This window comes from Desertivirga arenae (assembly GCF_017355785.1).
Classification (GTDB): Bacteria; Bacteroidota; Bacteroidia; order Sphingobacteriales; family Sphingobacteriaceae; genus Desertivirga; species Desertivirga arenae.
In genome coordinates this window covers 86,636-112,942 of sequence record NZ_JAFEWE010000018.1, presented here as the reverse complement: position 1 = coordinate 112,942, position 26,307 = coordinate 86,636, and the positions used below count along the sequence as shown (strand labels likewise).

The window sequence follows — 26,307 nt, the reverse complement described above, 5'->3', positions numbered from 1 at the left end:
AAATGCACAGTCAACAAAATAGGGAAGTTAAAACCTATAAAAAAACCTCAAACATTTTTGAGGATGTTTGAGGTTTTTACGCCAATTTAGTATTCACAAAATAGTCAACCTATTTTAGGACGTTACATTTAAAACCAATACACTATGGCTTAGGAGTAGTTGTAGTTGAGCCTCCTGTACCTTGTGTAGTTCCAGTACCTGTAGTTCCGGTTCCAGTACCTGGTGAAGTAGTGGTGCCAGTGCCAGTAGTTCCTGTTCCAGGTGAAGTTGTAGTTCCGGTACCAGTTCCTGTGCCTGTTGACGGAATGGTCGTTGTGCCTGTAGGTGTACCAGTTCCCTGAGTAGTAGTTCCGGTGCCACTGCCTGTAGTTCCTGTACCTGATCTTGGAGTAGTGGTGGTTGTACCTGTTCCAGAAGGAGTAGTTGTAGTAGTTCCCGTACCTGTGTCAGTTCCCTGGGTTGTAGTTCCAGTTCCAGTACCTGTAGTCCCAGTTCTCGGAGTTGTGGTACCCTCAGTTGTAGTTTTTTTGCTTTTTTTGATCGTTCTGCTGTTGGTAGTTGTATCGGAACTTGTTCCGGTTTTACGACTTCCTGTTTGAGCATAACTATTTTCTGACACAACAGCTGCCAGAACAAATGCTAATAATGCACACACTTTTTTCATGATGTTTTTCTTTAGATAGTTTCTTTTTCGCCTAAGTCTGCCAATTGGCGTGCCGGACTGAAGAGTCTCTCTTGTTCCGCTTTTCGGAAGTGTTGATCCAAAAAATACCTGATTCGCTAAAAAACGCCTTATTTCTTCATATACACCCATTTGGGAGCCAGATAAGACTAAGAATTAAATGAAATTTGGGTATTTTCCGCAAAAAGACCTGTTTTTGTAACCGTAAAGCTTAGAGGTCACTTAGACTCCTAAAAATCAACAGATCGGGGAATAATTCGACTTTACCCTTAAGCGACCCCTTAATTCAACATTAAAACAGTGAATACGGAGTAGGAGCAGGATCTTATCCTGAAAGAATAGTGTAACTTTCCATTATACTTCTACTTTCGCTGGATATTTATAGGAGACTAATGAAGGTATTTTCAACACGCGTTATAACTGACCTTGGCATACGTTTAATGGAGGAAGCTGGCATCGAAGTAAACCAATGGGAAGAACGGAGAGAGCTAAGCCGGGATGAGTTGATCAGAAAATGCCGGCAACACGACGCCCTTATTGTAGCCGGACCTATAAAGGTTGATGCGCAGTTCCTGGAGGCTTGCCAGCATTTGAAAGTTATTGCCCTTCACGCAGTTGGTTACGATAATGTAGACCTCATGACGGCTACCCGCTTTCGTATCCCCATCGGAAACACTCCGGCAGTAGTTGATGAAGCTACTGCAGAAACTGCCTTTATGCTTATGCTGATGGTTGCAAGAAATGCCCTATATCAGCATAAAAGGATATTGAAGGGGGAGTGGGCTTTCTTTGAACCTACTGCCCATTTAGGCATAGAGCTTAGAGATAAGACCCTCGGGGTTTTCGGACTTGGGAATATAGGTTCTCGGATGGCAGCCTTGTGTCGCGCTGCCTATGATATGAAGATCATCTATTGCAACCGCAGCCGGAACTTCCGGGCAGAACAAGAATTAGGAGCTGAAAAAGTACCTTTTGATAAGCTTGTTCAGCGAAGTGATGTCTTGTCTGTTCACTCTGTCCTGAGCAATGAAACCAGGGGGCTGTTTAATATGGAGGTTTTTTCGGCGATGAAGCCTTCCGCTATTTTTATTAACACTGCACGGGGACAGATTCATAACGAAAATGACCTAACAGAAGCTTTGGCGAAAAAGCAGATCTGGGGTGCCGGTCTTGATGTCACTAATCCGGAACCAATGAGCCCTGATAATCCATTGCTTAAACTTGAAAACGCGACTATTTTGCCTCACATAGGAACCTCAACTGAGGAAACGAGAGAAAAGATGGTGAGAAGAGTTGCTGAAAATATAATTGCCGGACTTAAAGGTGAAAGGCTTCCTTACCTGGTTAATAAGGAGGTGTATGATTAAAGCTATTGCTTGATAAATAAGCAAAAAGGTCCGGCATCAAATGCCAGACCTTTTAAACTTTATTCTAGGAGTTATCATCGATTCCCGATCTTCCTGATCGTTTCCGGTCTTCCTCTCCCAGATCCATATCCATCTGGCTTTCGTCTCCGTCGTAACCGATCATAGTATCTTCTATTGCTATCTGATACCCATCATCGTCATTTCTCGATTCGCTTAATGAATTAGTAGTACCTGCAAATCCTGTGTCATTTTGGGTTTCAGGATCAGGGGTATTAGTTTGTGCGCCACCGATAGTATTATCGTGTCCGTTGTTTTCTTCCGGGTTCTCTTGTTGGTTTTTCATTTGTTTATATGTAGATATGAAATTCCAACACCCACTAGCATCAAGGGTTTTGAGAGATTTACAAAAGAGTAAAAACCGAAAGGAAAATATGCATCAGCAACCTAAGCTGAACTTTAGCTTTTCCAGAACTTTCTCTTCTCCCCATATACGTTCACCCTGCAGATTTTCCATATGGGCCAGGATCTCCGAATGGATATCCTCATTCATTTGGCTTTGATAAACACGAACCGCAGTACTTTTATCTATACTGCAATTGCTCATATTATTTACCAGCGGAATAAGGCTTACCTGTAATCTATTTGCTACCTGCTCTACATGGTTCACGATCTGTTCCTCTGTTATCCTTGCAGAATAGGGAAGGTCCTCATAAAATGCGATATCTAATTGGGCATAAAGCTTTAATACAGCCTCGAGACAGATCACATGATCAACATGGTCGCCAATACTCAGAGGACAAAGCAGAACACCTTCCACCTCCCTGATTAATTTTCCCCTCAGATCTTCAGCAAGGGCTAATTCATCCTCCGCCAGCGCTTTGAAGCGGAAAATGTAATTGTTACGGAGGGGAGCATCCAGCAGATCAAGGTTTACAATGTCAATCTTCGAATCGAATAAGGCATTGTAGCTCTGATCCTCTCCGGCACGCAACAGGCTTATAGCTTCTGTTTCTTTAGATTCAACAGGTATAGCTGTCCAGCGCGTAACCGTAAAACAGTTGATCAGCTTAACAGGCACGTCGCTGTTAAGTAGTTTAGAAATGGTTAGCGTAAGCCCGTACGCCGCATCGTCAAAATGCGGCGACAGGATATTTATTTTTAAGCTCACACTTTATAGCTTGATAACTGGATAGGATTGCTTACCGGTGTACTTTTTGAAATGATATAAGGTGGCACCACCAGGTGATGGATCGGGTGGTTCACGAAGCAATTAATTGCATCGGTTAAACTTTCCACCATCGTCTCGTTCTTTCCATTAAAGGAAGTATTGGCAATAATTCCCACACCTGTTTTATCCTTAAAGCGTCTGATCACATTGTAAATAAATTCATTATCATCTTTACTCACAGTTTGGATCCTCGCACTATGATCAATATGTTCAATAGTAGGGAACTTATCTTTATAGGCGTCCTGTACAAAAGCGGTGAATAGCATGAAAGGGGTCCGGCCTTCAAATTTGAAATACTCGTTTACATCTTCTTCCAATACAAAAGGAGCGATTGGCCTGAACCATTCCCTTCCTTTAATGAAGGCGTTTATCCAGAATTTATTAACCCCATACCTGGTATCAGCAATAATACTGCGGTTTCCGAGGGCACGAGGTCCAAATTCACTCTGACTTTGAAATACGCAAAGGATGCGCCCCCAGTTAATATGGTTAGCGCATTCTTCTATCAAATCTTCGGGCTTTTCGATCTTCAGGTCAGGATAGTTCTTGATCACTTCAGTCACCTGTTCAATGTCTACTTCCGGTCCCAGATAATCGAAGCGCCATTCAAACTCATTCTGAAGTTTAAAACATTCTACTGCCCCATAGATCGCACAACCTACGGAAGTTCCTCCATCATGCGGTGCTGGTGGAATAAAGACATTTAGTCCCATTTCCAATAGTTTGCTATTTGCAACACAGTTCAAAGCACAGCCCCCAGCATAGGCTATGTTTTTTGTTCCTGTTACATCCGATAACCATTGGGCAGCCTTCATCAAAGCATTCTCAAACACTTCTTGTCCTTTTGCTGCGAAATCTGCCTTTTCACCGAAGGTTTTCACCTCATTATTGTAGAAATAATCAGTGGTTTTAAAGGCCTCGATCCATTCATCCGGAATCAAAACTTCTCCCTCTCTTACAATAAGTTCAGGCAGATCTATTTTCTTAGGATCCCCATAGGCTGCAAGTCCCATTACCTTTCCTTCACTTCCCTCACCAGAGAAAAGGCAGTTGGTTAATTTATAATAGAAATTACCCAGCCCGTGTGGCTGTTCAGGATTACGGTCGTGCAGCTGTTTCTTGATACATTTTATCTCGCCATTAGAGCAGTAGTAATATGAGGCAACCTCAAACAGGTTCCTCTGTCCCTTTCCCGGATAATCATATTTAATATGTTCAACCGGACTGCCCACTGAATCAATGATCATGGTGGCGCAGGTGTCGAATCCGGAAGGATGATAGGCACTGTAAAGGTGAGCTAAATGGTGAGAGATCTCTATGATCTCGGCCCCTTCCTTCAGGTTCAAAACAGTTCTTAATTCTTCGTGATATTGTTCCTTTTTCTGGTACTCGTCGTCGGCCGACCAACATTCAACAATAAGGTCGTATGGGCGGTCAACTACCGGGATCTGCTCTTTGTACATCTTAATATCACCCAATCTTCCCCAGTGGTGCTTGCGTTTTGTTAGCCTTTCTTTGTGGATAGACATCACATGTTTACCTCCGTCAAAAACTGAGATTGTACCATCCTGAGTGCGATTTATACCTAAAATAGCGGGTGAATTCATAGATGAAGAAATGTTTTTTTAAGGTGAAAAATAAGTTTATAAAGGCTACGGAAGCTGCGCTATCTTCCGAAATTCCTTTTCCAATAACTAAGAAGTATTGGATTAGTTTGAGTTCTGCGAAAAAGCATCCTTGGATTAAATCTCTGAATTTGTCATCTTTTTATCAGCCATAACATTTTCTGTAACTCTTGCAAAAACTCTTCGTAAAGCATGTTACATTACCAGGAAAGACAATGAATAGTGAGATGGGATACATCCTTTACGAGGGATTTTTGTTTCAGGTTGTAGGAAGGAACATAAGTGATGTAACGATCATATTTGATGGAAAAAAGATCCATATTCCTACAGGGCAAGCCCGGTTTTGCAGCTTGACAGAATTTTTGAACGACGATATTTAAGGTGATTAAGTAGGATTAATTGTGGGATGATTGAGAAGGGAGCTAGCCTCCCTTTTTTTTGTGAAAGTCTATATGTTTTATCCACCAGGAACCTCCAATTAACGATCATCCTCCGTTTGTGAGTTCAGCTCAAGCGAGGGGCTCTACTCCTTAAAATTTGTATCAAAAAGGTTATGTAACAAAAGAAATACCTCCTGACTTCAAAAGGAATTTTTGGGATACCTATACTTGATCACCAATTATAATCAGATCCAAGAAATGAGAACTTCTATTCTTCTGGCAGTATTTTTTTCTGCATTAGTTCCTTGTACAGTCTTCTCTCAGATCGGCAAACGCTTCCCTTCAGAAAAAAAGGAAATTAAAGATCCTGTCACAGGCGCCAAACTTGTTTTTTTGACCAGCAAGCCTCATGGGGATTCCAAAATCTATCCCACTCATCCGCAGTGGACTTCAGATGGGCAATGGGTCATCTTCCGCTCCGATCTTGCAAAGAACGAGGCCATGGCGGTAAATGAGAAAAGCGGCGATATCGTCCAGGTTTCGGAAGGAGGTTACACCGGCATGTTAAATATCGCCAGAAAGTCAATGAAACTCTATTTCATGCGGAGCATAGGTCAAACCAGAGAGGCTGATCCGGGACAAGGAAAAGAGTCTAAGGGCTTGGAAATAGTGGAGGTAGATCTTGCAAAAGTCTTTGCCGACAGTAAATCAGGGTCGATGAGGGCTGCAGGTACTTATCAACGGATTTGCGGCATAACTCCCCCTGAAATTGGTGCAGGTGGTGATATGGCCCTGGATGCGGATGAGGAATGGGTTTACTTTAGGGTTGGTAAAGAAGCAGCAGTGAAACATCTGGCAGCGGGAACTAAGGTAGAAGAAAGCTTTGGCCCGAGAAAAATGGGAGCCGGACCAGCCGGCATTGCGCGGATGAACATAAAAACCGGTGAAATTAAACATGTCGTGTCTGTTCCATTCCAGGTAGGTCATATTCAGGCCAACTTATGGAATCCCGGTGAAATAGTTTTTTGTTGGGAGACAGGTGGTAAATCACCACAACGTACCTGGACAGTAAGGTCGGATGGATCAGGCCTAAGACCGCTGTACCCGGAAGCTTCATACGAGTGGGTAACTCACGAAGCCGTTATATCCAAGGACGAAGTGGCAATGGCCTTGATGGGACATCGTGCTATTCCCGGGGCAGCTAATACTGGCGTTGGAGCTCCAGCAACAGGCGTCACCGGAGCGAACCCAGGTCAGGAGAGCGACTGGGGAAATGCGGGCACCCGTGAAAAGCCTACTGGTTTGGCTATAGTTAATCTACGTACCCGTGAAACCACCATCGCCGGGCAAACACCTTCCGGCAGCGGCTTGTGGCATGTCCATGGATCGCCTGATGGCAGGTGGGCGGTTGGAGATGACTTCAGCAGAAGTTTATATATTATAGATCGTCGTACCCGTGAAATGAAGATGATCTCTACCGGGCACAAAACAACAGCAGCCGATCACTGCCATCCCACATTTCACCCGGACGGAACCCGTTTCGAAATTCAATCCGCTATGCTTTCGGAGGATAATAAGACAATGAATATCTGTATTGTTCACATGCCAAAGGATTGGTTGAAGAGGAAGTCCCCTTAGAAACAATTTTCCTCGTCTAATCCTTATCACACTATTCTATGAAGAAAATCGAATCTTTCGAAGGCGACAGGGTATCGCATTATGATAGCTCTATCAGAAAATGGTTTCCTGGCTATGACAATTTAATAGAGCTGTTATTTCCACTGCTGAAAAGCCGTCTTGCCCCCGCGGCGGATCATAAAGTACTGGTTGTAGGATGTGGTTCAGGTAATGAATTGAATATTCTTGCCCGATTAAGACCTGAATGGGAATTTGTAGGTGTGGATCCCTCAGAACAAATGATAGCTCTGGCGACTGAAAAAACCGCTAAACTGCCAAATGTAAGGCTTATTAAAGGCACGGTTGAAAATATCCATGAGAGTTTCGATGCGATCACCTGTATCCTGGTCACTCATTTTTTTGAAATTGAGGTAAAGAAGGAGATCTATCACTGTATTTACAAGCACCTGAATGAGGGTGGGGTTTTTATTCTCGCCGATATCACAGGAAGTAAAAATAGTTTCAACAAGAATTTCGAGCTGTTCAAAACTTATCAGGAGCTCAATATAGATGATGACACCTTGCCGAAGGGATTAAATCATATTGTGAACGATCTGCATTATATTGCAGAAGAGGAATTGATATCTTTACTTAAATCGGAGGGTTTCAAGAAGGTGACGAAGTTTTTTCAGTGGTTGATTTATGATGCCTGGCTGGTAGAGAAATAGTATTTGGCTAATGCAGGTCTCCCGGTATGGCCGCTGAATATACCTTTCTTCTTATTAAAAATTCAGCAATAAGAAGATTGGGAACCCAACTTAAAAGGGCAATAATTACGTAGTTATGCTGAAAGTCAGCTCCGTTGCCAAAAATGTTAAATAGCCAGACATAAAAGCGTAAGGTAACTGCCGCGAAAGCGAGACTATAACTTCTCACAGCCATATCACTATGCGCTTTCATGTTGCCCTTTTTTATGTAATAAATAGCAGCAACTGTCGACAGGATCCATAAGGTATTCTGAACAAGGAAAGAAAGAAGTACAGCTATGCCTCTGTCGATAAAAAAGCTCATAACATAGGCTCCCGGCGAGGCGAAAAAGAGGGTCCCGAAAACATATATATTTCCCAGGACCCTATGCTGCGAAGCTTTCTCCAAACTTTTTCTACCAAACTGAAAGTAGCCACAGATGAGGATAACACTGCTGCCGAAAATATGACTGTAGAAGGCTGGCAAATACCAGCCGCTTGCTACAGCTGCCTGCTTCAATTGAAGGAAGCCCGTTTGTGGTTTTAGCTGCCAATATTCTAAAGAAGCAAGGCTTAATATAGCGATCCAAAAAAAAGCAAGATATCTCAGAAGCACATTTAATCTCATTTGGATATGGCTAGCTTTTCGCTGCTCTGACCTTTGATTCTCTGGTCGAGCCATTTGATGTTGTATTTGTCAATTTCCGTCAGGTACTGCTCCACATCCGAATTCTCCGGCTTGTAAACGCCATAAATATCATTAAAAACTTCGTTCCATTTATTGTCTGGAAAATTATAGTTATAGTTGGCGTAGATCTCCATTTTCATAAAGGTTAGAACATCCTTAGGTAGTTTGTCTAACTGCTTACCGCCATATACATAACACCCTTTAATATACGAGTCGTTTAACTTCACATACTCCGTAAAATTAAAATAACGTTTGCTTGGTAATCCTTCTGCTTTACCTGTTTTTAAACTGATATAGTGATAAAAAGGCATTTCTGTCAGGTCTTTTCCCGAAATCCCCAAATAGTTTGATCCTGATGTTTTTACTTCGATTAACGTGTCAGAAAGAGCTCTGGTCTGAAAGATGTTATTACAATTTACAGCCTCCCCCATTTCCTCATCCTCCCAGATCGTATAGCTGTAGAGTTTGTTATTCCTATGGTCGATCATCATGACATTCTTTTTTTCATAGAAATCAGACCTTCCGCCTACATAGTTATCCCTAATGGATGAAAGAACGGTTTCCAGCCAGTTCGAGTCTTCATCCGTCTTAGCGAACTTTACCTGCACGGAAGAACTCATGTCATAAAATTCAACGTTATGCCGAAGCGGGTTTTTGAACTGTTGAGCTCGTGAGAGGATCCCCCAGTCAGACAGGTGGGAAGGAGGGATATAAAGGGCATTATGATCCTGGCGAGAGTTAAACTCTATCAGGTTTTTGACATTGTTTTCACTGATATTGTAGGTGTTCCGGTAAACATATACTTTCTTAAGGATGTCGGATATTTTTATAGAGGAGTCTCTTTCTGAAACGCTAAAGTCCTTGTTGAGCCAGAAATAGTCCGTTCCGCTGCCAACCACTGCTACTTTCTCGCCGTCCTCAATTGGAATGATCTGATCATATTCAACAGGAACTATATTCTTTCCCTGAAGGTCATAGAATCCTCTCTTTCCGTTCTTCTCAACCTCAATTAGGCCCTCAAAAGTCCCGTTAATATTATGGATAAGGTCGAAACGGGCAGGAATTATCTCCTTAAAATCCGCACTGACCAGACCCATCTGGTATGGTTTCTCCTCTCTGTTCTCTTCACCAAACAGGTTTTCGGGCATACTCCATTCACCGTTTACCACGTAATAGAGAGGCTTGTTATCCAGGTAACTGAACCAGATCACCGAATCATACTTGCCTTTCAGTTTCTCTGCACCTTCAAAAGCTGTGAGTGTTAAAGGGTCGTAAATATCCTTATCAGGAATGGTAAGCGAACGGATAGCGTTTTCATAAGCAACAAAGTCTGTATAAAGGTCTTCTCCATTAAATTGAATGATCTTATATTCTTTCTTATCCCGCTTTTGCAAAGTAAGCTTGATGGAAGATTTTAGATCATAAAGGCCTTCGTAAGATAAGATTAGGGGAATAACCACTTCCGACTGGCTATCCGAGATAACCTTCACTTCCACCTTCATACTATCCAGCTTTCGCTTGAACAATTGCTTTGAACGTCCATTCGAACTTGTACGTCCTGCCAGAACATCAACAAGCCTTAAAAGGTCCTTTTTCTTTTGTTTTACATCAAATAGGGTGACTACAGAATCTGCAGGTTTATTCTCAAGCGAGTAAATGAAGGTTTTAACGAACTGATCTACTTCGGAGGGATTACTTTTGTTCAGCCATTGCCTGCCAAACAAAAAGCCTCCTATTAATACTATGATAATAGTTGAGGCAATGATGATCTTATTCTTCATGATAATATAGGTATTTCTTTTTTTAAAGATAGTTTTTGTTACCGATACGCAAATTTATCTTTCTTTCCGGTTAAACCAATCTTCAGACCCTTCGTCTTAGCTTAAGTTGCAATTGATGAACCCTTTATGAAATCTCCATTTTCCCTGCAATCAACTTTTTTGATAGCGCTTATTGCGCTCTTCTTTATTTCCTTTAGCTCTGAAAATTTTAATAGTGCTCCCAAATACAAATTTCCGTATAAACAAGCGGGGCTTACAGAAAGGCAGGCGGCAGTACATCTTTTAAGCCGTTTTACCTATGGCGCAAAGCCTGGCCAGGTAGATGAGGTGATGAAGGAAGGTTTGGAGAAATGGTTTAATCAGCAATTGCAGGCCCGTCTGGAAGATGATTCCCTCAATAATCTATTGTCAGATTATAAAACCCTAAAGCTGAGCTCTGAGGAGATCGTTCGTACCTACCCTCAAAATGGTTTTATTATCCGCCAGGCGGTAAAGGAAGGGGTGATCGATAAAGATTCTGTGGCATCAGTTGGTAAACAGGGTTACAGGGGACTTGTCCGTAATTACATGGAACAAAGAGGCTACAAACCGCAACAGGAGCTGTTCCGGGAGTTGATTAACCAAAAGATCCTTCGTTCCGCTTATTCCAAAAATCAATTACAGGAAGTATTGACAGATTTCTGGTTCAATCACTTCAATGTATCCCTAACTAAGAATCAATGTGCTGAATATGTTCTTCCTTACGAAAGGGATGCGATACGTCCAAATTCTTTAGGTCGTTTTGAGGACTTGCTGTTCGCAACGGCAAAATCTCCGGCAATGCTTTTTTACCTCGATAATTTTAGTAGCTCTGGTCCTGCCAAAGACAATCCTAAGGTTGCCGCTGCAATGAAATATGCAGAAGAGGGGATGATGCAGGGCGATTCAATGATGAACAAACGTTTAAGTCAGCTTGCTAAAAACAAAAAGAATCAGGGACTAAATGAGAACTACGCCCGGGAGGTTATGGAACTACATACACTTGGTGTTGAGGGGGGGTATACTCAAAATGATGTAACGCAAGCTGCAAGGGTATTAACAGGCTGGACGGTTTATCCGGCAGGAGAAGGAGCTGCTGGAAATCAGATCATCAAATTGATAGAACGGGTTGGTGAAGAAAATATGGCAAAAAAAGGATACGTGCATGAGGGCGGTTTCATGTTTGTACCTACCCGCCATGATGAAGGGGAGAAAATCGTTCTTGGCAGGAAGTTTATTGATGGAGGATATCAGGAAGGTGTGAAGCTTTTACAGATGCTTGCCTCACATCCTTCTACTGCGCGATTTATATCTCAAAAGTTAGCGATTCGCTTTGTATCAGATAACCCCTCCCCGTCCCTCATCAATAAAATGGCAAAGACCTTTACTGAAAAGAGCGGAGATATAAGACAAGTATTAATTACTATGGTAAGCTCTCCTGAATTCTGGACTAAAGAAGCTTTGCGCGAAAAAACAAAATCACCGTTCGAACTGGCTATCAGTACAGTGAGGTGTCTCGACGCTAAAGTAGATCAGCCTTACCAGCTTTTCAACTGGATGAATAAGATGGGGCAGAAGATCTACTACTACCAGGCTCCTACCGGCTTTCCAGATCGCGGTCAATATTGGATAAATACAGGCTCCCTATTAAACAGGATGAATTTCGGACTCGCTATTGCATCAGGAAGAATTCCCGGAGTAAAAGCAAACCTGCTGGCATTAAATCAGAACCATGAGCCCGAGAGCGCCGCCTCAGCCCTTCAAAAATACAGTCAATTGATTTTGCCGGAAAGAGATGTGCAGGTAACAGTGAAGCGTCTTACCCCCTTGTTGAACGATCCAAATTTGAATACCAAGGTGGAAGCAGCAGCAGCTAAGACCTCGCAGGCTACTACTTCTATGCAGGAATCACCAGTCGACATGCAGCTGCAAAGTGATAGATCACAGAAGGTAAAAGGTATCAATAAATCAGGCAAGATCTCGCTTCAAACAAGTACCGGAACTAATACGATGCTGGCGCAGGTAGTAGGAGTAATTATAGGTTCCCCAGAATTTCAACGCAGATAAAAACGACCCAAACAAATAATCATGGTAACAAGAAGAGGTTTTATCAAAGCAGGTGGATTAGCCTTATTTGGTATAAGCTTAGGCGGCTTGCCCAATTTCCTGGCACGTGCAGCTGAAACAAAAAAGATCATACATCCCTATAAAAGGAATAAGGTACTGGTTTGCATCTTTCAACGTGGGGCGATGGATGGTTTGATGGCCGTTACTCCTTTCACTGATAACTATCTGAAAGCAGCCCGTCCTACACTTTTTATGTCTGCTGCAAAAGGCAACAATCCGAATCCTCTGATCGACCTTGATGGTCGTTTTGGTTTACATCCTGCAATGAAAGCGTTCGAACCGATGTTCCTGGAAAAGCGCCTAGCTATTGTGCATGGCATCGGTTCTCCGAATAATACCCGCTCGCACTTCGATGCCCAGGATTATATGGAGTCTGGAACTCCTTTCCGTAAAGGTACCTCCAGTGGTTGGCTTAACCGTGCAGTGGGACTAATGGGGCACGAAGTAGCAACCCCGTTTCAGGCAGTAAGTCTGACTTCTTCTTTACCCCGTTCACTTTATGGCGATAATCCAGCTGTGGCAATAAGTAGCCTGGAAGATTTTTCTATTCAAATGCGTGGAAATCCGGTGGGGGCAAATATGGCAGCAAAAAGCTTTGAAGAACTCTACGATCAAACCTCTTCCGGCTTGCTGAAGGAAACAGGAAAGGAAAGCTTCGACGCCATGAAGATGCTTCAGAAAACCGACGTCAAGAATTATCGACCTGCGAATAATGCGGTTTATCCTAATTCACCTCTCGGTAATTCATTGAAGCAAATAGCCCAGCTCATTAAAATGGATGTAGGGATGGAGGTAGCCTTCACAGAATCCGGAGGATGGGATACTCACTTCAATCAGGGAACAGCAACAGGCGTTTTTGCCAGGAATGTAGCAGACCTTAGTAATAGTATAATGGCTTTCTGGACAGATATAAGTGCTTTTCAGGATGATGTTACAGTAATGACCATGACCGAATTTGGTCGCACCGTAAAACAAAACGGAACAGGTGGAACGGATCATGGCAGAGCTAGCTGCAATTTTATCCTTGGCAACGGCATCAATGGGGGGAAGGTCCATGGAAAGATGCAGGCTCTGGCTCCGGAAAATTTGGAGGACGGACGAGATCTTGCTGTTACTACAGACTTTAGAAGTGTGTTCAGTGAGGTTGCAAGTAGGCATTTAAATTTCAAAAATAATGGATTGCTATTTCCGGATTGGACAGGTGAGACCATCGGTTTAATGAAAGGATAATCCCTTTGTATTAATACTTTTTCAATAAACCATCTCTTTTAATGCCATACTTCCAATAGATAGCAGTAAGGGGACTAGAAACCACCTAAAGGCTAGTTAGATTAATTCTAAATAATTTTGTGAAAACAAAATGACTTTCTATTTTTGCGCCGTTAGAATTAATCTAAATAAGAATGAACAACCTTTACACCCTACTTAAATTAAACCTTCTGGTATTGGCTGGTTTCTTAACCATTAATGCTCAGGCTCAAACTCACGGAACGATCTCCGGAACGGTTACTACCAGCGACGGTAAACCTGCAGAGGCAGTGTCTGTAGTAGTTAAAGAATTAAACAGGTCAGCAATTTCCTCTGAAAAGGGTTCTTATACGATAAAGAATGTTAAGCCGGGAACGTATGTTGTTAAGTCAGTTGCAGTAGGCCTGGTTTCAAAAGAAGCGACAGTTACGGTTGCAGCCGGACAAAATGCCGACTTGAATTTCACCCTTTCAGAAAGTGCCGAGAAGTTAAGTGAGGTTGTAGTTACAGGATATAAGAGTGTAAACCAAAAACCGGTATCAGCAGGGAAGGTTGCCATAAAGCCGCTGGATAATCCGCAAATGGTGCAGGTGATCGGAAGTGCTGTTATTCAGGACCAGCAGGTGAATCGTTTAAGTGATATCATGAAAAATGCCAATGGTGTTGCTATAGGTTCTGCAAGAGGTGGTGCTTCAGAAACATTCTATTCAAGAGGATATAGCCTTGGAAGTAATAACATATTTAAGAATGGTTCAAGGGTAAGTTCTGGAGCTATTCCAGAAGCAAGCACTTTGGAAAGCGTTGAAATCTTAAAGGGAAGTTCAGCTCTATTATATGGAAATGTATCAGGAGGAGCTGTATTGAATCTTGTTACAAAACAACCGAAGTTCGATTTTGGAGGAGAGGTTTCTTTACGTTCAGGAAGTTATGAATTCTACAAACCTACCGTGGACGTTTATGGTCCTATCTCAAAAAAACTAGCTTTCCGTGTAGTAGGCACGGCCGAAAATGCCAAGAGTTTTAGAAATAATGTGGAATCTAAAAGAGCTTACGTAAATCCATCACTACTTTATAAATTTAGTAATAAAACTACTCTTGTTGTTCAGGGGGATTACCTTGATTATAACAATACTCCCGATTTCGGTATAGGTTCTTTATCGGTAATGGATGGTTCAACCGTAGTAAGTTATTCAATCCCAACAAACATAAGTAGGAATGCATCTTTTAACACTCCATGGGCTTATAATAAGGGAAAACAAGCCACTGCCTCAGCTAACTTGAATCATGAGATCAATAGTAATTGGAAGCTGAATTCTATCATTGCCGTTCAGGAGTATAAAAGGGATTATTTTTCTACAGAAAGGATAGTAGCCAATAATCTGGGCGACTGGAGTAGAAGCATTACAAGGACTAAGACCGATGAGAATTATTATAACGGTCAGGTGAATCTGACGGGAAATGTTAAAACCTGGAAATTAGCACACACCATTCTCGTTGGTGGCGATGCTGAAAACTACATAAATAACCCTACAACCTTCAAACGTTTTGCAGCTGCATATGATAAGATAAATCTTTTTGATCCTACAATGTATGCTAATTCAATGCGTACCGATATGCCGAGTACGCAAGATTCTCTGTATGCTAAAGTTCCAACCTATCGCTTCGGAGTATACTTTCAGGACTTAATTTCAATCACTAAGAAGCTCAAATTTATGGCAGGTCTTAGATGGACGTATCAAAAATCATCAAGAAGCATTCTTTACGATGTAAACACAGACGACCGTGTAGCCTATGGGGCAAAATTAGGTGCAGGAACAACTCCGGAATCAACACCGGACAACCGGTACGACAGAGCTATTTCTCCGCGTATAGGTTTAGTTTATCAACCTTTGGAAAGCACTTCGATATTCGCTAGCTATTCCAATAATTTTGTTACTAATACTGGTATAAATGTAGCCACAAACGGAGCTATGAAGCCTTCTTTAATTGACCAGTATGAGGTGGGGGTGAAAAATGACTTTTTGAAAGGAAAGCTTTCTGCTAATATTTCTTATTACAGGATCATCAACAACGACCTTGCTCAAACAGCAACTTTAAACTTACAAGGTACTCCGAATGCTGATGTAAACCTGAAGGAGTTTGCCGGAGAAACAACAAGTGATGGTGCTGAACTAGATATAAATGGAACTATCATTCCTGGCCTTAACTTTATCTCAGGATATGCTTACAATTTCATGCGATTTACCAAGACCGGCGAGACGTTAAATAGCTATATTGAAGGTGAAAGACTGGTGGGTACAACAGCTCATACAGCTAATGGCAGTTTGTTCTATACTTTCCAAAGAGGGAGAGCTCAAGGCTTAAAGTTAGGTGCATCAGCCTTTTACACAGGTAAGCGTAATGCTGGCTGGAATAATCAAAAAGATGGAAAAGGTGGAAGAACCACTACTAACGATCGTCTAATTCCTCTTTCAGCATACACTACTTTTGACCTTTCAGCAGGATATTCATTTAGAAAGTTCTCATTGCTTGCTAAAGTATCGAACATCACTGACGAGTTGAGCTATATTGTTCATGAAAACTATAGTGTTAACCCAATAGCGCCTCGTCAATTTATGACAACCCTTTCATACAAATTTTAATATACCCTTTCTGGCGGGCTTTAAAACCCGCCTAGTTTTTCCTTACAATTCAAAGTCCCGTCGGCAACGACAGGACTTTTTTATTTTAACTAAGCTCATATTGAAAAGACTTTCATCATTCTTTTATTGTTAAGCTATTGATATTTTAGTTCCCAGTAGAACAAAATAATCGAATTCTTTATCAATAACATATGGATACATTTAAGGCACTACTTATAGAGGAGACTGAGGGGGGATTTAGCAAACAAATTAAAAATATCCCAATCTCCAAATTACCGCAGAACGATGTTCTCATCAGGGTTCAGTATTCCTGTATCAACTATAAGGATGCGCTCTCGGCAAGCGGAAATAAGGGCGTTACCAGAACTTACCCTCATGTACCTGGAGTAGATGCCTCAGGCGTGGTAATTAGCTCTAAAGATCCTTCGATCCAGGAAGGGGACGAAGTGCTGGTAACAGGATTCGACCTTGGTATGAATACCTGGGGTGGATTTGGAGAGTACATCTCTGTGCCTGCTTCCTGGGTATTACCACTCCCCGAAAATCTAAGTGCGGAAGAAGCGATGTGTTTCGGTACAGCAGGCTTAACGGCGGGTTTATCTGTATTAAAACTAGTAGAAGGCGGAATCGAACCAGAAGCAGGAGAAATAGTAGTGAGTGGGGCTACTGGGGGAGTGGGGAGCTTATCTGTAGCTATCCTATCAAAGCTGGGATACAAGGTAACTGCTATATCCGGTAAATCCGAGGACCCGTTTTTAAAGGAAGTTTTAGGTGTGAGTACCATCATTAGCAGGCAGGAATTTATAAACATTTACAATACTAAACCACTGTCTAAAGAGCATTTCGCAGCCGGGATTGATACCGTAGGAGGGGACATCCTTTCCGGGGTTTTAAAAGCTACAAAATATGGAGGTCTGGTAACCTGCTGCGGTATGGTCTCTTCTCCTGCCTTAAGTACAAGCATCTTCCCCTTTATATTGCGAGGCGTACAATTGGCAGGAATAGACTCGGTAGTTATTTCGCGGCAACTCAGGCAGAAGGTGTGGAACTTACTGGCCCTCGATTGGAAGCCTCAGCAACTTAAGAACATGGTAAGGATAATAAGTATAGAGGAACTTTCTGAAAAATTAGAGCAGATCCTGGAGGGAAATGCGCGGGGAAGATATCTCCTGAAACACTGATTTTCACTCAGCTAGATGATCTGGATATACATTTGGCTGTTAGTTACTCATTGGAGTCATATCTACAAATAGTTGTGCTAAGTTTTAGGATAGCCAATAGATAAAAATACTGCGTTTTTTTTTATCAGTAGATGAAGCGCTTGTTAACCTTAAATGCTAAAACAATTTTCTCGTTTTTTCCTTTTTGTTTACACAATCGCTTATGAGTCTTAAATCTGCTAAATACACTTTTCCCGACCTGGTCGAATTAACGCTTTATGCCGACCTTGCTGCGGGTTTGAAAAATAACGACAGGGTTGTTATTGATACCGATGAAGAATTTATGTCTGTAAAAGAAATTTTAACCGAAAATAATATAGGCTATAAGGTAAAGTCTAAGAGAGAAGTACTTATTCAAAAGTAGAAAAGGTCTGACCTGTTATCTACGGGTCAGACAAATATAGAAAACTATTTTTCGCCAGCCTTAATAGGTTGTCCTGCAATTTTATTGTAGGCATAGTCCTGTATTGCGAGCTTCGCCTGGTTTAAGTTATGACTTATTCTAAGCCAGCCGTAATGCTTTTTGCCCTCGATGTAGAACTGCAAACCAAGAAACTTCTCCTTCTTGCCCAGCCATTCTCCTCCGAAAGTGCGTGAGTTACTTGTTTCTGATACATTTAGGAGAGCAGTTTTATACTGATCAAGAGACCAGAGCAGACCGGAAGATAAATTCTCCTGTACTACAAAGTCTTTTTCAAGTGGGACTCCCCATAATGCATTCAGAGGAAGTTCCTCGCCCTGTCTTACAATGATCCTGTTCTGGTTAGGGCTTTTTCTGTTAATATATAAATAGAGATATGGTAGATCGTTATTTTCCAATAATACAGAGCTAAGCACGTAGTCAATAAATCCATCTCCATTTAAATCAAGCTGCATCGGATTATTGTACTGTAGAGAATCTACCATTACATTGAGGGATTTGTAGCTGTATTTGTTGATAGAAAGCTTTTCTTCGTTATCTACAAGAGGATTATTATTATCCTTTGTGCAGCTTGAAAGCAGTGCAGCGGCAAGGAGAATTGAAAAAGTAAGTCTGAACATATTGGATGTGTTTAATTACTGTACGAAGTAAGTATACCCGATGCTACACAACATCTTATATTTAAAGCAGGTCAAGCGCAATTAATAATATGACGATGAGCAGGATAAACAATCCGGCAAGAAAACAATAAACGGCGAGGTTCTCCCAGAATACAGTTTTAGTCTCGCTTTTGGTTTTTATAGAGAGGAAGGAAAATATAGTGCTACTCATAAAAATGAGGGCACCTATTACTAAAATCTCATCTATAACAGACTGGTCGGTGCGATTGCCAATTTTTAGAGAAGTAATTACAAGAAAGCAAAAACCTAACAGATTAGATGAGGTATTAAGTATATGCGGAGAATTGCCGTTCATTTTAAGCCAGGATTAAAGAATGCGATAATAGTAAATTCTCTCATTAGCAAGGTTTTTGCAATAGAAAAAAGGATGAAAATTTTACTGTAACCTACCTTCCTGTTTAAAGTAAAAGCAATAAATTTGATAGAGCACTGACCTTAGAATCAATGATAGCATCTCCCAGTATTTTCAGAAGAAATAATATAAAGATCGCAGGAAACCTTGAAAGCACTAAAACCATGGTGTTCGGACACGGCTTTGGTACCGATCAAAGGATTTGGGGAAAGATTGTTCCGGCTTTTAGCGAAAATTACAGAATTGTATTATATGACAACGTTGGGGCTGGAAAATCAGATCTTGATTGCTTCATTCCTGAGAAATACAGAAGTCTCGATGCGTATGCAGACGATTTGCAGGAGATCTGTTCAGCGCTTCAGTTGAAGGATGCTGTTTTTGTTGGACACTCTGTTAGTGGTATGATCGGGCTGTTAGCAGCTCTAAATGTTCCTGGACTTTTTTCAGAAATGGTTCTGATTGGAGCTTCACCGCGATATTTGAATGATAAGAACTATGTAGGAGGGTTTCACCAGGCCGAATTAGACAGTCTTTATTTCCAGATGCGCGCTAACTATGTGGAATGGGTGGGTGGCTTTTCTAAAGTAGCGATGAGAAACGACCATAAACCCGACTTAAGTAAAGAGTTTGAAGACAGCCTCCTTTCGCTGCGACCAGACATTTCTTTGGAAGTGGCCAAATCTATTTTTCAGTCCGATTTCAGGTTGATCCTAAAATTCGTCGAGAATAAAGTTCTGATCCTGCAGGCCCAAAAAGATATTGCAGTTCCTCAAGAGGTAGCAGAGTATTTACATGCACGCATAAAGGACAGTAAGCTTGTGATGGTCAATGCAGAAGGGCACTATCCTCATGTTTCAGCACCTGAAGAAGTAATAGCTGCTATTCAAGATTTCCTGGCCCTGTAGACAAAATGTCCAGCTTGTCCTAAAGCTCCCCAATTATCAAAAAGCCAAAACATTCTCTACGTTTTGGGGATAATTATCAAGTATTAAACATTATTCTATTATGTCTTACTTGAGAACAACCTTTATTCTTTTATTCATTTCTTTTGTTACTCTTTCTTCTTGCAGTAAAGATGATGAGGGGCCATCCACTGCCCGGGCTATTTTGGAAGGCAGATGGAAAATAGCCCTATTTTCGCAAAACGGTACAGCAGTAAATGATTTTAATGGGTATGAATTTGATTTTACTGATAACGGAGTGGTAACAGGAACGCGGTCTGGTTCGCCAACAGTAACAGGCAGCTGGAGCATCCGTAATGACGACGATGAGGCTCAGCTTTTGCTTAACTTCGGCTCAAACACTTCGTTCATGGAGTTGAACGAAGACTGGAGAGTAATAAACACTACCAGTAGCAAGGTTCAATTAGAACACTCATCAGGAAGTTCATCAGGAACTGATTTATTAACTTTTCAAAAATTGTAGTTGTTAGATACTGTCTGGAGTGGATGTTTTAATACTCCAGGCAGTTTTTTAATAAAGATCTGATCTTGCATTTATCTATAAGCCTCGTACATTCTTGCTGCAATTTTATATCTATAAGATAGGAATACGCTCTATCGTCCTATATTTTTAGCTATGGCCTCTATTTCTTCCAGTGCAAAGGGTTTCTCTATATAGCCATCTGCGTAGCAATCCTTAGCTATTTCTTTAAGCCCTTGTACTGCAGAGACCAGGTAAATAGGAATATTTTTCAACTCCGGGTTAGTTTTAAGAGTTCTGCATAAGCTGCTGCCTGTTATTTCAGCAAGCCATTCATCTAATAAAATTAGATCAGGTTTAATTTCAGTAATATTTGGAATAGAAGTGGCCTTGGAATAGGTGTGAGTTTCAAAACCCAGATCAAGGAAAATTAGATTAAGTATGCTCGCTATATCTTCGTCGTCGTCTATAATTAAGACTCTTTTCATATTAAATGGGTTAATAGTAAGAAATCAACTATTGGACTTTTTCTGTCAAATTTGCATTCTGCTTTGAGCAATAATGCTGGTTTGGGCCGAAAGTACTATTAAATAAAGACTTTTAATTCCCTTAAAGCAATTGAGGCATTATTAATAAGGAATCTAATAAACCTGGATCCTTCAGAAAATTTTATATAAAGCCGCTTAATACTACTGAAATAGGTAAGAAAGAAAATTTCAACTACCAATGGGAAGCATTATTGGTAATTGCTTCGATAAACAATTTGGGGTTGTTGAAAATTAATTTACTGAAAATCTGGCTCTTATAATAAATGTGAAAAAACATGTAACCTCAGGGCAGTAATTGCAGTATTAAAGTCATTGCTCCCAAAGCAATTGTTTTTCATAGGTAGATGTAGGGTCGGAGAAATCTGGCCCTTTTTTATGAAATAAATCAGTCAAATACCTGCGAAGGTGCAACCTTCTACAGAAATCTTCGGTAATCGCCCGCTGTTCCTTCTTTATGGTGAGTTAGTTATTGCTGCAACCTGGCCCCCGACAAAAGCTGTGCTGCAGAATCTAAATGGAAGTTTCTGCTTTAGTAAGCTTGCGATCTGATCGTTCTACGCTCCACTTATTACTTTATTGTTTCAATAGAAGAATCTAGGCCAGAGCTTAGCATGACAGAATCGCTACTTTTTAGTAAGAGAATTCAACGAGGCATTTACAGGATTAGTAAATAAGAGCATTAAGGAATTTGAAAAAAAAGGGCCAGACTAGTCTGACCCTACATCTACCTATGAAAAACAATGCTATGAGAGCAATAATAACTATTACGAAGATTAATTGAAAACGTTACATAATAAAGAGAAAATTCTTGCATCGTAGTGAAGGCAATAGTTCTTTATAAAGAAAATTACTTCACTTCCTATTAAAAGTGGTCTCGATCAGCCCGCAGATCCTCAGAGTGTGACAGTAAATTGAGAACCTTCTCCCGGTGCGCTTTCAACTTCAATTGATCCACCAAAGGTTTCAATTTGTGTTTTAGTCATGAACAATCCAACACCTTTGCTATCATACCCGGCATGGAAAGTTTTGCCCATCTTAAAAAGATTTTTACCATGCCTTTTCAGATCGATGCCCAAACCATTGTCCTTAAAGCGTAGTACTGTCCGGTTAAGTTCACGCTTACTGCTTATCTGAATTACCGGTATTTCATTATCCTTGCTATACTTCAGCGAATTACTAACCATGTTATAAATGATACTTTCCAGATAAACCTTAGGATAAGAAATAACCTTTATATCCAGATCCAGGGAAATCTTAGCTTCTTTTGTTGCAATCTGGCCGTTGAGCATGGTACATACACCTTTAATCATGCTTTCCAATTCACAATCTTCCTTCTCCACATGCTTACTCAGCCGGATCTCAAGCACTTTCATTAGATCGTTCAACGTGGCATTTAAGCTTTTGCTCGACCCTTTAAGCAATTCAAAGTATTCTGCTCGTTCTTCCTCGGCTTCCGTGTCTGCGATCAGATCAAGCATCATATCAATGCTACCTGCAGGGCCACGCAGATTGTGTGCAACAATGCGGTTAAAATCTTCGTACTGGGTGATCTTATTTTCCAGATCCAATGCTCTCTTATACTCGTCAATATCAATGCTCGATCCAAACCACCTGAGTACGTTACCGTGATTATCGAAATAAGGCGCAGCCTTAGCCAAAAACCATTTATACTCCCCAGTTGCTGCGTTCTTTATTCTCAGCTCTATCTGGTAAGGAACCTTTTTCCGGAAGCTTTCTTCCCTTACAGACAGACTCATGGCCAGATCGTCCGGATGTATTAGTGCTCTTGATCCCCCTGAAATACTCTCCTGGCGGGTCAATCCCGAATAGTCGTACCAGAACTTATTAAAGTAATCTGTATTTCCTTCCGGACTGGCAGTCCAGATAATATGAGGAAGTGAATCTGCAAGAAATTGGAACTCCTTAATCTTTTCCAGGGTCTTATCTTGTTCCTGTAGGCGCCCGATAGTCTCTAAAAGGTCTCTATTTAAATTCTCTTTCTCCTTAAAAGTCTTCCGTATAAAGAAGAATAGCAGGAAGATAAAGGCAAATCCGGGAACAGTGCTGGAGAAAAGGACGGCAAGCGAGAACGCGCTATCTCTATTACTTCCATCGGTTCGTATTTTTCCCAGCCTTCGCTCTGCTTGTCTGAACTCATCTATTTTTTTTTCGTACGCAGACCGGGTATCACTGCTGTTCGCCTGGAGTATTAAAGGTAGGGCTGGAGATGAGGGATTTGTCTTTCTGAAATCAACCAATTTATTCAGCTCCTGGATCCTTTGTGCTGTATAAATTTCCAGCGACTCGATCCTCCTATGCTGGGAAGCATTATCTGCCACTAAATTCTTTAGGTAGGGTATATCCTTACTAACAAATCTAGTTGAATTAACGTATTGCTGATAGTCCTCTTTTCTGCCCGTCAACACATAGTTCTTGGCCTGCTCCTCCATTTTAAGCAGAGAGATATTAATCAAGTTTACCTTCCTTAAAACGAGTTGAGTATGAAGCAGCCACTTGTGCGACCCTTCTGACCTTCTTACCGATAAGAAAGACACAACCGTTAAGGTAACCAGCAAGGCAGTTGTAACAACTAATCCAACAACCAGGTTCTTACTGAAGGATTTGAACATATTTCTTATAAAAATTTTAGCCGTATACGGAATGTTGCCGGCCAAAGTTCTGGTAGGTTAGAAGCTAGCCTGGCACAAAGCAGGTTCTTTTTTGAAAACCTTTTTCCCAGGTAATGTTTTACTATTAGTAAATGTGCTAACCAATATATGTTTCTTAGTGCGTAGATTCGCAAACCAGACATCCCATGGAAACACAAAAGGTGGAAATATTACAGAAGTTACATCAAAGAATGATTGCAGAAATACAAGATTATGCAATTATCCTACTTGATATCGATGGAACCATATTGACTTGGAATAAAGGAGCAGAAAAGATTAAAGGCTATAGAGAAGATGAAATACTTGGCCAAAACTTCCGCCTTTTTTACTTACCCTTAGACAGGCAAGCTCAACTTCCGGAAGCCTTACTAAAACAGGCTATTAAAGAAGGGCGGGCTAAACATATCGGAAGGAGATTGCGGAAAGACGGGACAACCTTCTGGGGAAGAATAGTAATAACGGCTCTTCATGATGATGACGGATCAGTTATTGGATTTACGAAGCTTACTTCAGAGCTAGGAGACAGCGATATTGATTAAATTGTGCTGCTTAAACCCTCCGAACAAATAATAAAATTCCTTGTTTTCATAGGCACAAGATGAGATACTACCCCGTTCTAGGGTAGCAAAACTGTATAGGATAATTTAATTGCGTGAAATTTTTTGTTGAGAACAGCAGGATGGCGCGTTTAATTAACGCATATCCCTGGCATAATAGCAGCTTAGGAACAATCGAAGTTTGGCCGCCCGAGCTTCATAATGCAGTTTCTACCATGCTAGAATCCCGTATTCCAATGTATGTGGCCTGGGGTGAGGAATTCATTCAATTTTACAACGATGCATACGTTCCTATTTTAGGAGCAAAAGGAGACGATGAGATAGGAAAATCTACGCGGGAAACCTGGCCGGAGATCTGGCCGGTAATTGGACCAATGTTCAGAAAGGTATTACGTGAAGGAGAAAGCTTCGGCTTCCCCGGTTTCAATTTATTCCTCGAACGCGGTTCGTATACAGAAGAAACCTATTTTGATTTTTCCTATAGTCCTATCCGAAAGATAGATAGAACAATAGGTGGGGTGTTTCTAAGTTGTTTAGAAACAACAGATCGGGTATTGCATGAGCGCCGGATGGAGATGTTAGCGAACACTTTACCTGTAGCTTTTGATAGTACTGCTGCCGGAGATTTCCTTAAAGAAAGTCATCTTCAACTTTCTCATAACCCTAAAGATTTGCCTTACTCTTTATTTATTGAGTATAACATCGAAAAGGAAGCATTTTCCTGTCTGTCAAAATTTGGCTTAAGTAACAGTGATCCACAAATTAAAGGCTTTTTAAGTGCCGAAGGAGTACATATTATTCGAAACCTTTCAGAAGAAGGGGTTTTTGAGAGTCAAAAGATCCTTAAAAATGGTGTTCAATTCGATCTAAAGCCTTGGCAAGAAGATCCAACCTTTTGCTATATAATTCCATATTCCTATAATCATTTCAAGTGCCGTAACTATGTTTTATTGGGATTGAGCTCCCGAACCAGTTGTAACGAACTTTATATTCAGTTCTTTCGTTTGTGCGGACGATATTTACAGCATCAGTACGAGCACTGGCAAATGCGTAAGCAGGAAGAAAAGCAGCTTCAGGCAATCCAGGAATTATCTACCAAGAAGGATGAGTTTATCAGTGTTGCTAGCCATGAACTCAAAACGCCGCTTACCAGTGCTAAGGCTTTTCTTCAAATAGTAGCGCGTAGTACTGCAAGCATGCCTCAGATTGAAAAATTCGTCTCAGGGGCGCTGAAGCAGCTAGACAGATTGCAGAAACTTACAACAGATCTTCTGGATATCTCTAAGATCAACGCAGGAAAGCTCGATTATAAAATAACAGAACTAAATTTTGCCGATCTTTTGCAGGAAGCTGTCAGTAATTTTCAATCTACTGTCACTACCCATCAGATCGAGGTTGAACAGAATCAAGACGCAGTGATAGAGGGCGATTCGCAGCGTCTCGAGCAGGTGTTGAATAATCTGCTAAGTAATGCTGTAAAGTATTCCCCTCAGGCAACAAAGGTAGTGGTAAGTTCTTCCCTTATTCAGAATTATCTTGTAGTTGCAGTAAGAGATTTTGGTGTAGGAATACCTCAAGATCGGATTCACCTGCTATTTGAGCGTTTTTACCGTATCGAAGAAACAGCAATGCATTTTCAGGGAATGGGGCTCGGGTTATTTATCGTATCTGAAATATTAAACCGCCATAAAGGGCGATTCTGGATTGAAAGCGAGCAAGGCAAAGGCTCTACCTTTTATTTCATGTTGCCCGTTAAAGGTTTACAAACTGTCACTCAAGAAGTCGATGCCGAAGATCACTACTCCAACTTGCATATATCAATTTCTATAAATAAGGAAAAAAAATTTCTATATGTTAATTGGTTAGGCTTTCAGAATAACGAGTCGGTTCGCCAGGGGTGTTTAAAGATGTTGGATATGCTTAAAAAAACAGGTCTGACAAAAGTTCTTAATGATAACCGAAGCGTGTTAGGGACCTGGTCAGATGCTGCGGAGTGGGTTGGCAAAGAATGGTTTCCTATGATGGAAGCAGCAGGATTAAAGCATTTTGCCTGGATCTATTCAAACAGCACATTCAGCCAATTGTCTGCCCATAAAAGTGTAGACATTTTACAAGGAAAGGTTGTAACACGCCTATTTAATGATGGAAATGAGGGAGAAGATTGGTTGCTGAAAGTGTAAAGGGCTTAAACGAAGGTTTTTTCATTTTATTTTAACCTAACTGTAACTTTAGCGATATAAGTCACGTAATACGTGTATTGCTCCCAAAGCAAAGTTTTTCATAGGTAGA

The 26,307-nt window shown here is 41.1% G+C and carries 23 protein-coding genes; 13 read left to right on the top strand and 10 right to left on the bottom strand.

Annotation, left to right across the window (positions count from 1 at the left end):
• Positions 1 to 142: 142 nt before the first annotated feature.
• On the bottom strand, positions 143 to 664 hold the full coding sequence (locus tag J4N24_RS23590; RefSeq protein ID WP_207536208.1) for a hypothetical protein: 522 nt from the start codon (positions 662 to 664) through the stop codon (positions 143 to 145).
• A gap of 410 nt (positions 665 to 1,074) precedes the next feature.
• Here J4N24_RS23590 and J4N24_RS23585 point away from each other — a divergent pair, with 410 nt between their 5' ends.
• Positions 1,075 to 2,049, top strand: coding sequence for a 2-hydroxyacid dehydrogenase (locus J4N24_RS23585; protein WP_207536207.1), 975 nt, complete (start codon positions 1,075 to 1,077; stop codon positions 2,047 to 2,049).
• A 64-nt stretch (positions 2,050 to 2,113) separates the two neighbouring features.
• On the opposite strand, the gene J4N24_RS23580 is transcribed toward J4N24_RS23585, so the two are convergent.
• The 3 genes from J4N24_RS23580 to J4N24_RS23570 all read right to left on the bottom strand — a co-directional run bounded on the left by J4N24_RS23580 (position 2,114) and on the right by J4N24_RS23570 (position 4,884).
• Complete coding sequence (locus J4N24_RS23580; protein WP_207423945.1) at positions 2,114 to 2,392, bottom strand: hypothetical protein; 279 nt, start codon at positions 2,390 to 2,392, stop codon at positions 2,114 to 2,116.
• A 93-nt stretch (positions 2,393 to 2,485) separates the two neighbouring features.
• On the bottom strand, positions 2,486 to 3,217 hold the full coding sequence (locus J4N24_RS23575) for a PIG-L deacetylase family protein (protein ID WP_207536206.1): 732 nt from the start codon (positions 3,215 to 3,217) through the stop codon (positions 2,486 to 2,488).
• Entirely contained in the window at positions 3,214 to 4,884 is a 1,671-nt protein-coding gene (locus J4N24_RS23570) for a carbamoyltransferase C-terminal domain-containing protein (RefSeq protein ID WP_207536205.1), read from the bottom strand. The genes J4N24_RS23575 and J4N24_RS23570 overlap by 4 nt, the downstream gene beginning before the upstream one ends.
• Before the next feature lie 233 nt (positions 4,885 to 5,117).
• Between J4N24_RS23570 and J4N24_RS23565 the strand changes: the two genes are divergently transcribed.
• The 3 genes from J4N24_RS23565 to J4N24_RS23555 all read left to right on the top strand — a co-directional run bounded on the left by J4N24_RS23565 (position 5,118) and on the right by J4N24_RS23555 (position 7,627).
• A complete protein-coding gene (locus J4N24_RS23565) occupies positions 5,118 to 5,282 on the top strand; it encodes a hypothetical protein (protein ID WP_207536204.1) in 165 nt (54 codons plus the stop codon).
• 258 nt (positions 5,283 to 5,540) lie between these two features.
• Positions 5,541 to 6,920 (top strand): TolB-like translocation protein, encoded by a 1,380-nt coding sequence (locus tag J4N24_RS23560; RefSeq protein ID WP_207536203.1) that lies wholly within the window; start codon positions 5,541 to 5,543, stop codon positions 6,918 to 6,920.
• Between the two features lie 38 nt (positions 6,921 to 6,958).
• The gene (locus J4N24_RS23555; protein WP_207536202.1) at positions 6,959 to 7,627 is read left to right on the top strand and encodes a class I SAM-dependent methyltransferase; all 669 of its coding nucleotides are present in this window, start codon (positions 6,959 to 6,961) and stop codon (positions 7,625 to 7,627) included.
• 7 nt (positions 7,628 to 7,634) lie between these two features.
• Here the strand turns inward: J4N24_RS23555 and J4N24_RS23550 are convergent, their stop codons facing one another.
• Positions 7,635 to 8,273, bottom strand: a complete 639-nt coding sequence (locus tag J4N24_RS23550; protein ID WP_207536201.1) for a DUF2306 domain-containing protein — start codon at positions 8,271 to 8,273, stop codon at positions 7,635 to 7,637.
• Positions 8,270 to 10,114 (bottom strand): WG repeat-containing protein, encoded by a 1,845-nt coding sequence (locus J4N24_RS23545; protein WP_207536200.1) that lies wholly within the window; start codon positions 10,112 to 10,114, stop codon positions 8,270 to 8,272. The genes J4N24_RS23550 and J4N24_RS23545 overlap by 4 nt, the downstream gene beginning before the upstream one ends.
• A gap of 126 nt (positions 10,115 to 10,240) precedes the next feature.
• Here J4N24_RS23545 and J4N24_RS23540 point away from each other — a divergent pair, with 126 nt between their 5' ends.
• From J4N24_RS23540 to J4N24_RS23520, 5 genes are all read left to right on the top strand, one after another.
• On the top strand, positions 10,241 to 12,199 hold the full coding sequence (locus J4N24_RS23540) for a DUF1800 domain-containing protein (protein WP_207536199.1): 1,959 nt from the start codon (positions 10,241 to 10,243) through the stop codon (positions 12,197 to 12,199).
• A 21-nt stretch (positions 12,200 to 12,220) separates the two neighbouring features.
• A complete protein-coding gene (locus J4N24_RS23535) occupies positions 12,221 to 13,489 on the top strand; it encodes a DUF1501 domain-containing protein (RefSeq protein ID WP_207536198.1) in 1,269 nt (422 codons plus the stop codon).
• 173 nt (positions 13,490 to 13,662) lie between these two features.
• Positions 13,663 to 16,149 carry a TonB-dependent receptor gene (locus J4N24_RS23530; protein WP_207536197.1) on the top strand — a complete coding sequence of 829 codons (2,487 nt, stop codon included), beginning with the start codon at positions 13,663 to 13,665 and terminating at the stop codon, positions 16,147 to 16,149.
• A 191-nt stretch (positions 16,150 to 16,340) separates the two neighbouring features.
• Entirely contained in the window at positions 16,341 to 17,330 is a 990-nt protein-coding gene (locus J4N24_RS23525) for a YhdH/YhfP family quinone oxidoreductase (RefSeq protein WP_207536196.1), read from the top strand.
• A gap of 202 nt (positions 17,331 to 17,532) precedes the next feature.
• Positions 17,533 to 17,733 carry a hypothetical protein gene (locus tag J4N24_RS23520; protein WP_207536195.1) on the top strand — a complete coding sequence of 67 codons (201 nt, stop codon included), beginning with the start codon at positions 17,533 to 17,535 and terminating at the stop codon, positions 17,731 to 17,733.
• A gap of 44 nt (positions 17,734 to 17,777) precedes the next feature.
• On the opposite strand, the gene J4N24_RS23515 is transcribed toward J4N24_RS23520, so the two are convergent.
• Together J4N24_RS23515 and J4N24_RS23510 are read right to left on the bottom strand one after the other, a co-directional pair.
• The gene (locus J4N24_RS23515; protein ID WP_207536194.1) at positions 17,778 to 18,410 is read right to left on the bottom strand and encodes a hypothetical protein; all 633 of its coding nucleotides are present in this window, start codon (positions 18,408 to 18,410) and stop codon (positions 17,778 to 17,780) included.
• 61 nt (positions 18,411 to 18,471) lie between these two features.
• A complete protein-coding gene (locus J4N24_RS23510) occupies positions 18,472 to 18,765 on the bottom strand; it encodes a hypothetical protein (RefSeq protein ID WP_207536193.1) in 294 nt (97 codons plus the stop codon).
• A 149-nt stretch (positions 18,766 to 18,914) separates the two neighbouring features.
• Between J4N24_RS23510 and J4N24_RS23505 the strand changes: the two genes are divergently transcribed.
• Complete coding sequence (locus J4N24_RS23505; protein WP_207536192.1) at positions 18,915 to 19,727, top strand: alpha/beta fold hydrolase; 813 nt, start codon at positions 18,915 to 18,917, stop codon at positions 19,725 to 19,727.
• Between the two features lie 100 nt (positions 19,728 to 19,827).
• The gene (locus J4N24_RS23500) at positions 19,828 to 20,247 is read left to right on the top strand and encodes a hypothetical protein (protein WP_207536191.1); all 420 of its coding nucleotides are present in this window, start codon (positions 19,828 to 19,830) and stop codon (positions 20,245 to 20,247) included.
• 131 nt (positions 20,248 to 20,378) lie between these two features.
• On the opposite strand, the gene J4N24_RS23495 is transcribed toward J4N24_RS23500, so the two are convergent.
• Both J4N24_RS23495 and J4N24_RS23490 read right to left on the bottom strand, forming a co-directional pair.
• Positions 20,379 to 20,732 carry a response regulator gene (locus J4N24_RS23495; RefSeq protein WP_207536190.1) on the bottom strand — a complete coding sequence of 118 codons (354 nt, stop codon included), beginning with the start codon at positions 20,730 to 20,732 and terminating at the stop codon, positions 20,379 to 20,381.
• A 953-nt stretch (positions 20,733 to 21,685) separates the two neighbouring features.
• On the bottom strand, positions 21,686 to 23,422 hold the full coding sequence (locus J4N24_RS23490; RefSeq protein WP_207536189.1) for a CHASE3 domain-containing protein: 1,737 nt from the start codon (positions 23,420 to 23,422) through the stop codon (positions 21,686 to 21,688).
• A 185-nt stretch (positions 23,423 to 23,607) separates the two neighbouring features.
• Between J4N24_RS23490 and J4N24_RS23485 the strand changes: the two genes are divergently transcribed.
• Both J4N24_RS23485 and J4N24_RS23480 read left to right on the top strand, forming a co-directional pair.
• On the top strand, positions 23,608 to 24,000 hold the full coding sequence (locus tag J4N24_RS23485) for a PAS domain-containing protein (RefSeq protein WP_207536188.1): 393 nt from the start codon (positions 23,608 to 23,610) through the stop codon (positions 23,998 to 24,000).
• Positions 24,001 to 24,113: 113 nt separating this feature from the next.
• Positions 24,114 to 26,198: a sensor histidine kinase gene (locus J4N24_RS23480; RefSeq protein ID WP_207536187.1), complete on the top strand. Its 2,085-nt coding sequence runs from the start codon at positions 24,114 to 24,116 to the stop codon at positions 26,196 to 26,198.
• Positions 26,199 to 26,307: the final 109 nt, after the last annotated feature.